At 42.6% G+C, this 2,365-nt stretch carries 2 protein-coding genes; both read left to right on the forward strand.

Features of this window, described 5'->3' with window-relative positions:
• Positions 1–215 precede the first annotated feature (215 nt).
• On the forward strand, positions 216–1,760 hold the full coding sequence (gene istA, locus MT391_RS20535; protein ID WP_499499937.1) for an IS21 family transposase: 1,545 nt from the start codon (positions 216–218) through the stop codon (positions 1,758–1,760).
• Positions 1,761–1,769: 9 nt separating this feature from the next.
• The coding region (istB, locus tag MT391_RS20540; protein ID WP_499499939.1) for an IS21-like element helper ATPase IstB at positions 1,770–2,365 on the forward strand (596 nt) is incomplete at its 3' end.

Below are 2,365 nucleotides of genomic sequence, written 5' to 3' on the forward strand. Positions count from 1 at the left end.
TGCATATTACCATCCATGCCGATCACCTAATAACCTCTGACCCGATCACCTAATAACATCCATCGCGATCACTCATTAACATTCATGCCGATCACTTTTGGCGAAAATGTTATTAAGTGATCGCCTGAAATGTTATTGCTCATAGTTTGTACTTTTTTGTCTGCCTGTAGGTGTTTTTAACCGTTATTCTTCTTGGTTTCATTTGGGGAATAACCATGGCAACGGTACACATTTCTATGCGTAAACTTAAAGAGATCTTAAGACTAAAATATGGCTGTTTACTTAGCCATCGCCAAATAGCAAAAAGCCTATCAATTTCAGCTTCTATTGTTTCTACTTATTCTGCGCGAGCAGCATCCTTGGGCATCGCAAGTTGGCCTTTAAACGATGAGTGGAATGATGAGTCATTGCAGCGGGCATTCCTTAAATCAAAGCCTCGGCCAAAGCAATTCGCCATACCCGATTGGGCGGTGCTACAACAAGAACTCCGGCCAAAGACCATGACATTACTTTTGCTCTGGCAGGAGTATGTTGAACGGCATCCAGAAGGTGCTTACAGTTACAATCACTTCTGCCGGCAGTACAAAACCTGGTTGAAATGCCAGAAGCCCTCAATGCGCCAAAACCATAAAGCTGGTGAAAAACTCTTCGTTGATTACTGTGGTCCCACCATGAATATTACCGATCCCAGTACCGGCGAATGCCGGACTGCACAAGTTTTTGTTGCCGTTATGGGCGCATCAAATTACACCTATGCGGAAGCCACATTTACCCAAGGCTTAGAAAATTGGGTAATGAGTCACTCTCGTTGCTTTGAATTTCTGGGTGGCGTACCGGAACTAATCATTCCAGATAACCTGAAAAGTGGTGTAACACGGGCTTGTCGTTACGAACCAGATCTTAATCCTACATACCAACAGCTTGCCGCGCATTACAACACCGTCATTGTCCCTGCAAGGCCCTATAAACCTAAGGATAAGTCTAAAGCTGAAGTCGGTGTGCAAATTGTTGAACGCTGGATAATGGCGCGATTACGTCATGAGCCTTTCTTCAGCTTACGTCAATTAAATACGCGCATTGCAGAATTATTGATTGATTTAAATACGCGTCAAATGAAGAAGAAACCAGGATCCCGCTTATCTCAATTTGAATTACTCGATAAACCAGTCTTAAAACCGTTACCCGACAAGGCTTACATATTTACCCAAATCAAGCAGGTGAAAGTGCATATTGATTACCATATTGAAGTAGAAAAGCATTACTACTCTGTCCCTCATTGCTTGATAAAACAAAAGCTTGAAGCGCATGTCACCGGTCAGCTGGTCACGCTTTATCATCATGGAAAACAGGTTGCGGTTCATTCTCGCAATCATCGGCTCGGCGGGCACACCACAAACGAACAGCACATGCCGGTAGCTCATCAAAAACAGCAACAATGGTCTCCCCAGCGGTTTGAAAGTTGGGCAAGAGATATCGGTAAATCAACAGAGAAGCTGGTGATTGAATTTTTACAAGCTAAAAAGCACCCAGAGCAAAGTTACCGTGTCTGTTTAGGATTACTGAGCCTTGCCAAAAAATACAGCCCTGCACGGTTAGAAGCCGCTTGTCATCGCGGTCTGTGGATGGGGGCAACCCGTTTAAAGCAAATCACCAACATCCTTGAAAAAGGATTAGATAAGCAACCATTACCCGAAGTTCAACTTGATTTATTGAATGAAATTGAACATGAAAACATTCGCGGAAATAGCTATTACCATTAAGGAAATACAATGAAAACAGTCTATCAACAACTCAACAATCTAAAATTAAGTGGCATGCGTGATGCGCTTAAACAGCAAACTGAACAACCGAACGCTTATGTTGAACTTGCTTTCGAAGAGCGGCTGGCGCTACTACTCGATAATGAAATAACACAACGAGACAACCGGAGGATTGAACGCTTAACACGGCAAGCAAAGTTCCGAGTAAGTGCGCAATTAGCACAGTTAGATTATCAATCGAGTCGTCAGATTAACAAAGTTCAAATACGCTCACTTGGGCAAGGCGAGTGGTTACGACTACATCAAAACATACTTATTACTGGGGCTACGGGGTGCGGTAAAACGTATCTCGCTTGCGCGCTTGGATACAATCACTGTCAGCAAGGCGAAAGCGTTTATTATTTTAGACTCAAAGAGCTACTTGAAAAAATGTATCTTGCACAAGCAGATGGTAGCTACCGAAAACTTATTAACAAACTCAGTTCAGCAAGTTTATTAATATTAGATGACTGGGGACTAGAACCGTTAACAGTACAACAGCGTAGTGATTTATTAGAGCTAATTGATGCAAGATACGATACTAAATCGACCATGATTAGTAGTCA

Source organism: Vibrio sp. 1-Bac 57 (assembly GCF_037546855.1).
GTDB lineage: Bacteria > Pseudomonadota > Gammaproteobacteria > Enterobacterales > Psychromonadaceae > Psychromonas.